General features: G+C 67.4%; 12 protein-coding genes. 9 read left to right on the forward strand and 3 right to left on the reverse strand.

What is annotated here, in order from left to right:
* Nucleotides 1–56: 56 nt before the first annotated feature.
* Nucleotides 57–518 carry a nuclear transport factor 2 family protein gene (locus AX721_RS06430; protein ID WP_068875186.1) on the forward strand — a complete coding sequence of 154 codons (462 nt, stop codon included), beginning with the start codon at nt 57–59 and terminating at the stop codon, nt 516–518.
* 251 nt (nt 519–769) lie between these two features.
* Here AX721_RS06430 and AX721_RS27240 read toward each other — a convergent pair whose 3' ends face one another.
* Complete coding sequence (locus AX721_RS27240; protein ID WP_156467041.1) at nt 770–931, reverse strand: hypothetical protein; 162 nt, start codon at nt 929–931, stop codon at nt 770–772.
* A 665-nt stretch (nt 932–1,596) separates the two neighbouring features.
* On the opposite strand from AX721_RS27240, the gene AX721_RS27820 reads away from it, so the two are divergent.
* From AX721_RS27820 to AX721_RS06475, 8 genes are all read left to right on the forward strand, one after another.
* Complete coding sequence (locus tag AX721_RS27820; protein ID WP_068875187.1) at nt 1,597–1,812, forward strand: copper-binding protein; 216 nt, start codon at nt 1,597–1,599, stop codon at nt 1,810–1,812.
* A 49-nt stretch (nt 1,813–1,861) separates the two neighbouring features.
* A complete protein-coding gene (locus AX721_RS06440; protein ID WP_068875188.1) occupies nt 1,862–2,167 on the forward strand; it encodes a hypothetical protein in 306 nt (101 codons plus the stop codon).
* 226 nt (nt 2,168–2,393) lie between these two features.
* A complete protein-coding gene (gene copC, locus AX721_RS06445) occupies nt 2,394–2,759 on the forward strand; it encodes a copper homeostasis periplasmic binding protein CopC (RefSeq protein ID WP_068875189.1) in 366 nt (121 codons plus the stop codon).
* Between the two features lie 3 nt (nt 2,760–2,762).
* Complete coding sequence (gene copD, locus AX721_RS06450) at nt 2,763–3,692, forward strand: copper homeostasis membrane protein CopD (protein ID WP_068875190.1); 930 nt, start codon at nt 2,763–2,765, stop codon at nt 3,690–3,692.
* Between the two features lie 88 nt (nt 3,693–3,780).
* Complete coding sequence (locus tag AX721_RS06455; protein ID WP_068875191.1) at nt 3,781–4,146, forward strand: hypothetical protein; 366 nt, start codon at nt 3,781–3,783, stop codon at nt 4,144–4,146.
* 488 nt (nt 4,147–4,634) lie between these two features.
* A complete protein-coding gene (locus AX721_RS06465) occupies nt 4,635–5,861 on the forward strand; it encodes a TolC family protein (RefSeq protein WP_068875193.1) in 1,227 nt (408 codons plus the stop codon).
* Nucleotides 5,862–5,967: 106 nt separating this feature from the next.
* Nucleotides 5,968–7,470: an efflux RND transporter periplasmic adaptor subunit gene (locus AX721_RS06470; RefSeq protein WP_068875194.1), complete on the forward strand. Its 1,503-nt coding sequence runs from the start codon at nt 5,968–5,970 to the stop codon at nt 7,468–7,470.
* Nucleotides 7,467–10,610, forward strand: coding sequence for an efflux RND transporter permease subunit (locus AX721_RS06475; RefSeq protein ID WP_068875195.1), 3,144 nt, complete (start codon nt 7,467–7,469; stop codon nt 10,608–10,610). The genes AX721_RS06470 and AX721_RS06475 overlap by 4 nt, the downstream gene beginning before the upstream one ends.
* 476 nt (nt 10,611–11,086) lie before the next feature.
* Here AX721_RS06475 and AX721_RS06480 read toward each other — a convergent pair whose 3' ends face one another.
* Together AX721_RS06480 and AX721_RS06485 are read right to left on the reverse strand one after the other, a co-directional pair.
* The gene (locus AX721_RS06480; protein ID WP_369807893.1) at nt 11,087–11,461 is read right to left on the reverse strand and encodes a DUF411 domain-containing protein; all 375 of its coding nucleotides are present in this window, start codon (nt 11,459–11,461) and stop codon (nt 11,087–11,089) included.
* Between the two features lie 347 nt (nt 11,462–11,808).
* A complete protein-coding gene (locus AX721_RS06485) occupies nt 11,809–12,912 on the reverse strand; it encodes a copper resistance protein B (RefSeq protein WP_369807894.1) in 1,104 nt (367 codons plus the stop codon).
* Nucleotides 12,913–12,950 lie beyond the last annotated feature (38 nt).

Genomic DNA, 12,950 nt, shown 5'->3' on the forward strand with positions numbered 1-12,950 from the left:
TCTTGCCCCCTCCGCCTTCGTGCGGAGGGGGATCTTTTGGGTTTCGAGGAAGACAGATGCAACATCACCACTTGGCCGCGGTCGCGGTCCTGGCCATCGCCGCCCCGGCTTCGGCGCAGACACCGGCGGCGCAGGTGTCGACGTCGGAGGCTCGCAACGTCCTCGACGCCTTCACGGCCGCCCTTCAGCAGCGCGAGATCCGAGAGTTGGCCCGGCTCTTCACCCCGGACGCCGCCATACTGGAAGGCGGGCGCTACGAGGGGCCGATCGGTCAGTACCTGGACCATCATCTCGGGCCGGAGCTTGCCGCATTCGACAGCTTCGAGATCAAAAATCGCAAGGTGGACATTCAGGTACTCGGCGAGGTGGCGTGGGCACGCGAGGAGTACGACTACGTCATCCGCGCCAAGGGCCGCCAAGGCGTCGTCGAACGGCGCGGGGTGAGCACGGCCGTCCTGGTGCGAAGAGCGGGCGCCTGGCGCATCGCACAGCTTCACCTGTCCTCAAGGGCGCCCTGAGACCGACCCGAGCGCGCCGTATGCTATTGGAGTGAAGCAGCGTCCGCTCTCGGATTGATCGGAAAGCGCTGACGGGCAATGCAAGCCAGCGCTTGTCACGAGTAAACTCCGCTGGCCGCGTCGGCGGCCCGACGAACCAGCTTGGATCTTGAGCCGCTGAAGGCGGCGCGGGTCTCTGTTGCTAGACCGACCGGGAGCATGACGCTCGCGCATCACTCCCGGTCAAATCTCAGAGCCCGACGTGGGTGGTCCTAGACCTTGATGTCGAGCGCGCCCGCAGGCTTACTATTGTGCGAGGTCTCGCCAGTGGCGTGGCTCGTCTCGGGCTTAGCCGGCGGCTGGGTTTGCTGCGGCGCCCGAGCGGCCTGTGCCAGGGCGGCAGAATTCACGGCGCTTGCGGCGGAGACGTTCATCGGAGTGTTCCTTCCTCGTTGTGCTCTTCTTGAGCTCAGAAATCGCTATCCGAGCGCACTGAAGAAACCGTGAATTGCTCAAACTATTTGTGATGCGCGTCTTGGCAGAAGAGCGTGCCCTCACCTGCCCACAAGCCGGTCAGGCACGCCTTCAGATCCTGGCCGACCTCTGGCGCTGCGGCGCCATCACAGCAGGAGCGCGTCGACCTTTCGCATTTCAGCTATCGTGGCACCCATTTGCATCAGCCCTTCAGCGGCGACACCATGATGTCCATGCAAGCAGACAAGTAGTCTGCTGCGGAAGTGGCGGTCCGAATCCTGTCCATCAACGGTGCATACGGCAAAGCCCAGCCCCGGGGCCTCCTTAGAACCTGCGATTCACCGTGAATGAAATGCCGCGCTAGGCGAGGGGTATCCATCTTGGCGCGCGTAATATGTTCAAGGAGCGAGGTCGCGGCCGCTCGGGTTCAGCTGAAGTGGCCGATCTCTGCGGCAGGAACGGGCAAGCAATGAAGCACATCTTTCCGTTGGTCCTGTGCCTCGGCGCCGCTACGGCTGCGAGTGCGCACCCAGGCGGCGGGGATACTCCGTCAACCCCCAGGCCCGCAAGCCGGCCAGCGCCGCGTCCGCAGGCGGTGTCGTCCCTCGCGGCCCCACCGGTCAAATTGAGTGAGATTCGCGGCGTCGGCCTGGTGCGAGCCATCGATGCAACGGCAGGCAGGATCACAATCGCCTACGACGCCATCGAGCCGCTGAACTGGCCTGCAGGGACGATGGCCTTCGCCGTGGGCAAGAGCGCTCTTCTGAACAGCGCTACGGTAGGGGACAAGGTCCGGTTTAGGTTGGAGAGCCAGCAGATCACCGAACTGACCCGCTTCTGACGCTACGCCGCAGCATGGCGGCGCAGGTGAACAGGATCGAGCAACGCAAATGATGGGAGAGATGATGAACATTCGGAACAAGTTCGCGGCCTGCGCCGCCGGAGCGATGGCTTTGCTGTTGGCCGCCTGCGGCCAGAAGGAATCTGCCCCGCCTCCGGTCGAGGCCCAGCCAGTAGCCGCCGCGCCGACGCCCGCAAACGAGGGAGCCCATCCCGAAGCTAGCCCGCACGGCGACGTCACGGCCCATGATGCGGCTTCAGGCACCGCGGCGCCGGCCCAGGGTATGCCTCCGAAGAAGGGGGACCAGAAGGCCGATCCGAATTCCGACATGGCCGGAATGAAGATGCCGAAATAGGGCGGGTCCGAATTTCTGGCGGCCCTCTGCGATTTCGGGCCTCGTGAGCCCAGGCACTACTCGCCGCGCGCCGTGGCTGGGCCGGGCCTTCACCCGGCTCCGGCCGCGGCGCGCTTCAGAATCGTGGAAGGTGCGTCTCCCGGTCGCACGCGGCTACAGTGAGGGGGACTGACCAGGCGCTGCGTATACTCTCAAGGGACAGCGTTCAAACCTCGGGGATATCCCAATGACTCATCACAAAAGCCTTTCCATCGCCGGCCTCGTCACGGCTGCAGCCTTGCTAATGGCCGGGACCGCTTCGGCCCACGCCAAATTGGTCACGTCGAACCCAGCGGCGAATGTGACGGTGGCTGCGCCGAAGACGATCACGCTCACCTTCAACGAAAAGCTGACGCCCGCTTTCTCTGGATTTGACCTGGAGATGGGCGGCGGCATGAAGATGCCGGTGAAGACGACCGTGTCGAAGGACGGCATGTCCATGATCGGTACGCCGCAGGGTGCGTTGATGCCAGGCGCCTACAAGGTCAAATGGCATGCCGCCACATCGGACGGTCACAAGATGAACGGCGATCTCGCCTTTACGGTGAAATAGAGCGTGCTTGAGCCTGCGGTCATTCTCCTCAGGCTGGTTCAGTTCGCAGGAGCGATGATCCTCTTCGGATCATCGCTCTTCCTGATCTACGGCCTGCCAAGCACGGGCCCAGGATCAGGCGGTCGCTTGAACTGGTCGCGACCCTTACTCGGTTGGAGCGCCGTCGCCCTCCTGGCCGCCACCCTCCTGGGGCTGGTGGCACAAACCTCGGCGCTCGCGGGGTCGGTCGCTGAGGGCCTGAAGCTTTCGTCGCTCACGGCCGTCGTGACAACGATGTCCTTGGGCAAGGCCGCCGTGGTCCGCGCCGTCGCCGCGGCCCTGGCGCTCAGCGCCGTGCTGGTCCTCCGCCCCGGCCGCGTGCTGTTCTGGATCTGCACAGCCCTCGGTGCTGTCATCAGCGCCAGCCTCGCCTGGATGGGCCACGGCGCTGCGACCCAAGGCCCGGGCGGGCCCATTCACCTGACGGCCGACATTTTTCACGCGCTCGCCGCCGGGGTCTGGATTGGCGCGCTTGTCGTCTTCTTCGGCTTGCTTCGTCCAGGGGCGACGGATGCCGAAACCGACCCCGCCTTGCACAAGGCGCTTCACGGCTTCGCCGGCGTCGGATCCGGACTGGTCGCGGTCCTCGTCGGCACTGGCCTCGTCAATAGCTGGTTCCTGGTGGGTCCAGATCGCCTCGCGGGGCTCTGGACGACGCCGTACGGCCAGCTCCTTCTCGTGAAGCTGCTGCTGTTCACTGCAATGTTGGGATTGGCCGCGGCCAACCGTTTTCGCCTGACCCCAGCCCTTGGCGCCGCTCTCGAGAACAAGGGGACGCGACGGGAGGCGCTCGCGGCCCTCCGTCGGAGCTTGCTTTTCGAGACAGCGCTGGCTTTCCTCGTGCTGGGCGTGATCGCCTGGTTGGGCATGCTCGCGCCGGTGTCCGCGCAATGAACGTCCGCCTCCCGCTCGCCATGGCGCAGTCGCGCTGGATGCGGGCGGCCGTCGACTTCGACCTTTCACCGGCGTAGGATCCGCAGCGATGCGGCGCCTCCTCATCCTCCTCGCCCTCTTGGGCCTACTCTACAGCCCGGCCGCCGCCGTGGCGGCCCAGCAGGCATGCGTGGAGGCCGGAGCCGAGATGACCGGCATGACGATGGCCGTGACCACATCCGATCCGACCGCGCCAAGCGCGCCCGACCCATGCTGCGACCACAGCAAGGAGACGATGGACAGCAAGGCGTGCGCGCAGGCCTGCGCCACGATGTGCGGCATCTCGGCTGCGCTGCCGAGCGCGGACGTCCACGTCGCCCCCCAGCCGAAGGCGGCCGTTGTCGCCGACCGGGTTCTGCCGCTGAAAGCTCGTCCGCCGCCGCGGACGGAGCGACCGCCGAAATCGATCGCCTGAACTGTCCGCGCGACCTGCGCGGGCCCGCTTCCGGGTCGTGGCCGACGCTCTTCAGAGGCCGTGATTCATGTGGGCTGGAGGACCGCAATCCCGCGGCCTCATCGATCATTCAGGACGATGACAATGAACCTTTCCAAGCTCTTGGCTGCGACCGCCTGCGTCGCCGCGCTCACCGCCGTGAGCACCTCCGCCTTCGCGGCCCCCGCCCCAGGTAGGCAATATGAGTACCGGGTCGGGCCCCCGCCCTCTAACCCGCACGATGTCTTCCGACCGGTGATCCGAACCGCCAAGCCTAGCGCCGCGCGGGCGGCCAAGGACTGTCCGTGCCCGATGATGCAGGGTCCGGCGTCACAGACGCCCAACGGCTGAACCGCCAAGGGGCCGCGTCCTCCTATCCCCTTGGGCGCGGTCCTGACGGCCGCCGGCGGAGCTCGAGCTCCGCCGGCGTGTCCCGGCCGGCTTTGCTCCATCCCCTTCGGATCCCGAACATGCGTCTTCCCATCCTTCTCGCCAGCCTGCTCATGGCCGGCGGCGCCCAGGCCGCGCCGCTCACCTACGCCGCCGCGCTGGAGGCCGCCCAGAGGACCTCACCAAGCCTCCAGGCCCGTGCGTTGCAGGTCGAGAGCGCGCGGTCCGCCGCACGCGCCGCGGGCGCCCTTCCTGATCCCAAGATCGTCTTCGGGCTCGACAACTTCCCTGTCTCGGGTCCGCCAGCCGGACGGTTCAACGGCGACAGCATGACCATGGCGCGGGTCGGCGTGATGCAGGACATGCCGAACGGGGCCAAACGCGCCGCCGAACGCACCCGGGCCCAGACCGATATCCAGGCTGCCGGGGCCGCCGAACAGGTCGGCGTCCGCGATCTGCGCACCGCCACCGCGCTCGCCTGGATCAACCTCTACTATGCCGAAAGGCGTTTGTCGGCGATCGACGAGTTGCTGAAGGGCCTCGAACCCTTATGGGACAGCGCCCCTTCCGCCGTCGCCTCGGGCGCGGCGCGGCCGGCCCAGCCCCTGGAGGCCGAGCAGATGCGGGCCGACCTGCAGGATCGGCGCAGCGAGATCCTGGCCGCCGTGGGACGCGCTCGCGCGGACCTCGTCCGCTACACGGGCGATCCGCAGGCCGAGGTCGCCGGATCCCCGCCGGGCTTCGAGGTTGATGCGACCACACTGAGGGGAGGGCTCGCCGGCCACCCGCGGCTGGCGGAGCGGGAAGCGATAATTTCGCAAGCCCAGGCCGACGTGCGCCTCGCCCGCGCCCAGAAACGGCCGGACTGGAGCTGGGAACTCGCCTACCAGCGTCGAGACCCGATGTTTGGCGACATGGTTTCCGCAGGCGTCACTGTCACCCTGCCGCTGTTCGCTTCCCGGCGGCAGGACCCGCTGATCGCGGCCAAGCTCGCCGCGGCGAACCAAACCCGGGCCGAGGCCGAGGCGACGCATCGCGAGCTCGCCGCCCAACTGGAGGCGGCGCTGGCCGACCACCTGATGCATCACGACCAATGGAGCCGGGCCAAGGACGTGCTGCTGCCGCTCGCCAAGCGGCGCGCCGACCTGGAGACGGCGAGCTATGGTGCGGGCCGCGGCGGGCTGACCGACGTGCTCCAAGCCTTCACGGCGCTCGCCAACGCCCAGCTGACCTTGCTGGACCGCGAGGCGGCGGTGGCCGCCGACGCCGCCACCCTCGTGCTCACCTACGGGAGCGACCGACCATGAGCGCCGCCTCAGCCTTCAGGTGGCCCGGACTTGCCCGGTGCATCGCGGAACAGACCCATCCGAGTGAACCCACCCAAGCCAGCACCACCTACGAAAGCCGCCAGCCATGAGCTCCGTGTCCCGGTCAAACCTCCGAACCCTCGCGGCCGCCGGCGCCATCGCCATTGTCGCCGCCGCGGGCGGCTACGGCCTCGCCCAACTGAAGCCCGGGCCATCGACCGCATCCGAGGCGAGCGCCCCAGGCGGCAGGAAGGTCCTCTACTGGTACGATCCCATGGTGCCACAGCAGCACTTCCCGGCACCGGGCAAGTCGCCGATGGGCATGGACATGGTGCCCAGGTACGCCGACGAACGCGTCGGGGCCGGCGAGGTCGGAGTCAAGATCGATCCCGCCAAGGTGGCCAACCTCGGTATGCGGCTCGCGACAGCCACGCGCGGGGAACTCGCCAGCGGCGTGACGGCGACCGGCACGATCGACTTCAATCTGCGCGACGTCGCCATCGTACAGCCCAGGGCGGCCGGCTTCGTGCAGCGCGTCTATGGTCGTGCGCCGGGCGACATCATTCCAGCTGGCGCGCCCTTGGCGGACCTCCTGCTCCCGGAATGGGGCGGCGCGCAGGCGGAGTACCTGGCGGTGCGTCGGACGGGCGACCCCGCGCTCATCCGCGCCGCCCAGCAGCGGCTACAGTTGCTCGGAATGTCGCCTGGGCTCATCCGCCAGATCGACCAGAGCGGGCGCGCCCGCAACGTGGTGACCGTCACAGCCCCGATCGGCGGGGTCATCAAGACGCTCAGCGTGCGCAGCGGCATGTCGGTCTCGGCCGGGGAGACCCTGGCGGAGATCTCCGGCCTGGGCACTGTGTGGCTGACTGCGGCCGTGCCCGAGGCGATGGCCGGCCAGGTCCGGTCGGGGCAGCCGGTCACCGCCACCCTCGCGGCCTACCCCGGGGAGACCTTCTCGGGACGGGTGACCGCGATCCTGCCGCAGGCCCAGGTGGAAAGCCGAACGCTGCAGGTGCGCATCGAGCTGCCGAACCGCGGCGGTCGGCTGAGGCCGGGCATGTTCGCCAACGTCCAGCTGACCTCCACCGCGCGGCCCGCTATCCTGGTTCCCACGGAAGCGATCATCCGCACGGGCAAGCGCAGCCTTGTGATGCTGGCCTTGCCGGGCGGCCGTTACCAACCGGCCGAGGTGCAGATCGGACAGAGCGCCGGTGACAAGACCGAGATCCTGGCCGGGCTTTCCGAAGGCGAGCGTATCGTCGCCTCCGGCCAGTTCCTGATCGATTCCGAGGCCAGCCTTTCCGGAGTCCAGGCCCGCCCGATCGGCGGCGGGATGACCCTGCCCCCGTCCCCGGCGGTCGCCACGAACGCCGCGGCAGGATTGGCCGAAACGACCGGCCACATCGAGTCGATCGGCCAGGATAGCGTGACGATCTCCCACCAGCCGGTCCCCGCCATCGGCTGGCCCGCGATGACCATGACGTTCCGCGTCGAACAGCCGACGCTGCTGAAGGGGATCAAGAAGGGCGACCGCGTGCGGTTCGCCTTTAACCAGCCGGCCGCCGGCCCCACCCTGCGCCGCCTCAGCAAGGAGCCGGGCCAATGATCGCGGCGATCATTCGCTGGTCGGTCAGGAACCGCTTCTTCGTCCTGCTCGCCGCCCTGGCCATCACCGTCGCCGGGGGACTGGCAGTCAAATCGACGGCGGTCGACTTCTTGCCGGACCTGTCCGACGTGCAGGTGATCATCCGGACGAACTATCCTGGCCAGGCTCCCCAGATCGTCGAGAACCAGGTCACCTATCCCCTGGCGACGACCATGCTGTCGGTCCCTGGCGCCAAGACGGTGCGCGGCTATTCGTTCTTCGGCGACAGCTTCGTCTACATCATCTTCGACGAGGGGACCGATCTCTACTGGGCCCGCTCGCGGGTGCTCGAATACCTCAACCAGGTGCAGAGCCGGCTGCCGCCCTCCGCGAAAGCTGCTCTCGGACCGGACGCCACCGGCGTCGGGTGGGTCTATGAGTACGCCCTGGTCGACAAGACCGGCCGCCACGACCTGGCGCAGCTCCGCAGCCTGCAGGACTGGTTCCTGCGCTATGAGCTGAAGACGCTTCCCGGGGTCGCCGAGGTCGCCAGCATCGGCGGCATGGTCAAACAGTACCAGGTCGTCCTCGAGCCGACCAAACTCGCCGGCTACGGGGTCACCCAGCAACAGGCGGTCGAGGCGATCCGGCGCGCCAACCAGGAGGCTGGCGGCTCCGTCCTCGAATTGGGCGAGGCCGAATACATGGTCCGCGCGGGCGGCTATCTGCAGTCGCTGGACGACTTCCGCGCGATCCCGCTGCGGACCGCCGCCGGCGGGGTTCCGGTGCGCCTGAGCGATGTCGCCACCATCCAAATCGGGCCGGAGATGCGGCGCGGCATCGCCGAGCTGAACGGCCAGGGCGAGGTGGCCGGCGGCGTGGTGGTGCTCAGATCGGGCAAGAACGCCCGGGCGACCATCGCTGCCGTCAAGACCAAGCTCGAAGAGCTCAAGCACAGTCTCCCGCCCGGCGTGCAGGTCGTGACCACCTATGACCGTTCCCAATTGATCGATCGCGCGGTGGAGAACCTGCGCGGCAAGCTGATCGAAGAGTTCATCATCGTGGCGCTGGTCTGCGCGCTGTTCCTCTGGCACATGCGCTCGGCCCTGGTCGCGATCCTGTCCCTGCCGATCGGCGTGCTGATGGCCTTGATCGTCATGCGCGTGCAGGGCGTGAACGCCAACATCATGTCGCTTGGCGGCATCGCCATCGCCGTCGGCGCCATGGTCGATGCGGCCGTCGTGATGATCGAGAACGCCCACAAGCACATCGAGCAGTGGGAGCACGAGCATCCCGGCGAGAAGCTGAAAGGCGCCGAGCACTGGCGGGTGGTCACCGAAGCCGCTGCCCAGGTGGGGCCGGCGCTCTTCCTCAGCCTGGTGATCATCACCTTGTCCTTCGTGCCGGTCTTCACCCTGCAGGCGCAAGAAGGTCGGCTGTTCAAGCCGCTGGCCTTCACCAAGTCCTATTCGATGGCCGGCGCGGCCATCCTGTCGATCACCCTCGTGCCGGTCCTGATGGGCTACCTGATCCGCGGCCGCATCCCACCGGAAAACGCGAACTTCCTGAACCGGGGACTGACCGCCCTCTATCGGCCCGCCATCAACTGGGTGCTGAAGCACCCGAAGAAGACCCTGCTCGCGGCGCTCTTGGCCTTCGCCACCACCGCTTGGCCGCTCACCCATCTAGGCGGCGAGTTCCTGCCGGCGATGAACGAAGGCGACCTGCTCTACATGCCGTCCGCCCTGCCCGGCTTGTCGGCGGCGAAAGCCTCCGAACTGCTCCAGCAGACCGATCGCATGATCAAGACCGTGCCGGAGGTGGCCACCGTCTTCGGCAAGGCCGGGCGCGCGGAGAGCGCGACCGACCCGGCGCCGCTCGAAATGTTCGAGACCGTGATCCAGTTCAAGCCACAAAGCCAATGGCGCAAGGGCATGACCCCCGACAAGCTGGTGGAGGAACTCGACAGCAAGGTGAAGGTGGCGGGCCTGACCAATGTGTGGGTTCCGCCGATCCGCAACCGGCTCGACATGCTCGCGACCGGCATCAAGAGCCCGATCGGCGTCAAGGTGTCCGGCGCCAATCTCAGCCAGATCGACGCGATCGCGCAGCGGATCGAGACCGTGGCCAAGACCGTCCCGGGCGTCAGCACCGCCTTCGCGGAACGGCTCACGGGCGGCCGCTACGTGGACGTGAACATCGATCGCGCCGCGGCGGCCCGGTACGGACTGAACATCGCCGACGTCCAGGACATCATCGGCGGGGCCATTGGCGGCGAAAACGTCGGCGAGACGGTCGAGGGCCTGGCCCGCTATCCGATCAATGTGCGTTATCCGCGCGAGATTCGCGACAGCCTCGACGAGCTGCGCGCGCTGCCGATCTACACGCCGTCCGGCCAACAGATCACCCTGGGCACGGTCGCGAAGGTCGAGGTAGCCGAGGGGCCGCCGATGCTCAAGAGTGAGAACGGCCGGCCTTCGACCTGGATCTATGTCGACGTGCGCGGGCGGGACTTGGCGTCGGTCGTCAAAGATCTTGAGGCGGCGGTCGCCAAGGACGTCAAGGTTCCGCCGGGGGTCAGCCTCTCGTATTCCGGCCAATTTGAGTACTTGCAGCATGCGGTCGAACGTCTGAAGATCGTGGTCCCGGCGACCCTGCTGATCATCTTCGTCCTGCTTTACGTCACCTTCGGCCGATGGGATGAAGCGGCGCTGATCATGGGGACCCTGCCCTTCGCCCTGACCGGTGGGTTGTGGATGCTCTACCTGCTGGGCTTCCACCACTCCGTCGCGACGGGCATCGGTTTCATCGCCTTGGCCGGCGTCGCGGCCGAATTCGGCGTCGTCATGCTCATCTACCTCAAGCAGGCTCTCGAGGCGCGGGGCGCGAATCCCACACGGCAGGATCTCCAGGAGGCCGTTCGCGACGGCGCTGTGCTTCGGGTCCGGCCGAAGTCGATGACGGTCGCGGTGATCATCGCCGGTCTGGCGCCGATGCTCATTGGCCATGGCGCCGGCTCGGAGGTCATGGGCCGCATCGCCGCTCCGATGATCGGCGGCATGCTCACCGCCCCCCTCCTGTCGATGCTCGTCGTTCCTGCAGGCTATCTCCTCCTTCGCCGCCGGAGGCTCCCTGAGGATGGGTCCCGAGCGGGCCGCTAAGCGGCGTCTGCAGCCGAACGGCACTCCAATACAGTGCGAGCAGCTGAGCGGACCGCCCGATCCGACCAGCCACCGCTATCCGGCGCCAAACGATGTCTAAGAACGGGCGGTCGGACCGGCGTTGAGACGTTGCGATCTCCGCGACGGCGACGAGGCGGCGACGGGACCGACTTGCCATGGGGGCGTGTCGCGCCCACGCGGTACGGCAGACCGCGCGGTAGGCTGAGGGCCGCGCAGCGATCTCCACCTTGAGATCGCCGCCACGCGCACGAAGCGCCCCAGGCGCTCCGCCTGCGGAGTGCCGTCGGAAACCCCGCCGGACGGCTTGACCCACTGGAAGGAAAATTAGGAGGCGATGAACGCAGCCTCGGTATGCCGGCCGTCGAGGAGAGGAGGGCTATCGGAGGCACGGGCAGCCAGCTGCACGGGTAACGATGAAGGGGCGCAAGGCAGCAAAGCTACGCTCGCGCGCCTGATCAGGCGCCGTGCGTGGCGAACACCTGCGTCCGTCCGGATCTATCGAGGAGCAACAGGGTCTCGAACCTCTCCGCAGAACCGTTGGGGATTTCCATGCCTGGAGACCCAATCGGCATGCCCGGAACCGTGAGGCCGAGCGCCTTCGGCTTCTCCCGCAGCAGGCGCATCACATCGGCAGGCGGCACATGCCCCTCGACGACATAGCCGCCAATGACTGCCGTGTGGCAGGAGGACAGCGTGAACGGGACGCCATAACGGCTGCGGACAGGCGCGAGATCCTCGAGCTCATTGATAGTCGGGGAGAAGCCCGCACGAGTCATGTGGGTCACCCAACCCTTGCAACAGCCGCAGTATGGCGTCTTGTAGACGACCAAGGGTCCCGTAGAGGCAGCCCGGGCGCAGCCGCTAACCAGGAGCGCAGCAGCCCCGCCTGCGAGCAAATGGCGCCGATCCAACCTTTGGGAAATCATCTTGTCTCGTCCCTTGGCTATCCGGTTAGGGCTGCGATTCGGCGCAACGGCGCCCGTACGGGGCGGCGGCTGAAGCGAGCGGCCGTGACGCCCGATCATCGTTCGCGCCTGGGTCTCAGGAGCAAGTGCACGGCGAACCCTCGCCATGGAGAGTGTGAACAAACTGACGATCTCCGACGGCTTCGGATCAAGCCTCGGCGCTGCGGCAGAGCCGGCGCTATTCGCGCCGGCAGCCCGCCCGCGCCGCAGCGCTAGAAGAAGGCGCGAACACCCATGACGAAACTCGTCGCTTCGACGTCTTCGCCAAGGGCGCGCGCATAGTCGGCGGTCTTGCCGAACTTCCGGTCCCAGGAGACGCCGATATAGGGCGCGAACTCCCGACGGACCTCGTAGCGAAGGCGCAGCCCGAGCTCAGCGTTGGACAGTCCAGAGCCGGTCTTGGTCTCGACGGTGTTCTGCGCGGCGAGATTGAATTCTGCCCGCGGCTGTAGGATCAGGCGGTTGGTCAGACGCACGTCGTAGGAACCTTCAAAGCGCCCGAGGAGTTCCCCCTTGTTGGAGAGGAAGACGGCGCCCTCGACGTCGAACCAATACGGGAAAAGGCTCTCGAAGCCCACGGTCGCATAGGTCCGGTTGCGCGGTTCAAAGTCCTGCCGGATCCCCACCTGGACATCGGTGTAAACGCCGACGGCGCGGGAATAGAGCGCCTGCAGCTCGGCGGCTTCGAGGCCTTCGCCGCGGGTCCCTTCCCCTTCACTCTTGAGCACGAAGCGGTTGATGTCGCCGCCAAACCAAGCCTGGGCGTCCCAGGTATAACCATCCGCGCCCTTGCGCGCCTGGTATTCCGCCAGATTGGTCATGAACTTCGAGGTTATAACCGCGCCGTGCTCACGGCGAAGTTCGGCAACAGCGCTATCCATGGCGGCCGCCGAGAAGAAGCGGTCGGCCGCCCGGTCCGTCGGCGGCGGCGGCGGCGGCGTCTTCGGAATATCGGCGGTCGCCGCCGGAGCGCTGTTCATTCCCGGCATGGCCGAATGATCCGCCGGCGCGGCCTGCGCCGGCATGGTCATCCCGGGCATGGCGCCATGGTCCTGCGGCCCTGGAGCGGCGGGCATGGTCATGCCTGGCATGCCGCTGGAAGCTGGCCCCTGCGACGGGGCCGGCATCGACATCCCTGGCATCGCCGAATGGTCCATCGGGGCTGCGCCGCCCGGCGTAGTGTGGCCGGCATGCGCGTCGGCGGGCGGCGCCGGCGTCGCGTTGCGGCGCGGGGGCGCCGCGGGCTGGGCCTTTGCCTTGGGCTTGGATTGCTGAGCGGGTTGTGACGGCGCAGCCGGCATGGCCATGCCCGGCATGGAAGAATGGTCCATGGTCTGCGCCGCGACAGGCGTCG

It is taken from the genome of Phenylobacterium sp. CCH9-H3 (assembly GCF_001557235.1).
Classification (GTDB): domain Bacteria; phylum Pseudomonadota; class Alphaproteobacteria; order Caulobacterales; family Caulobacteraceae; genus Phenylobacterium.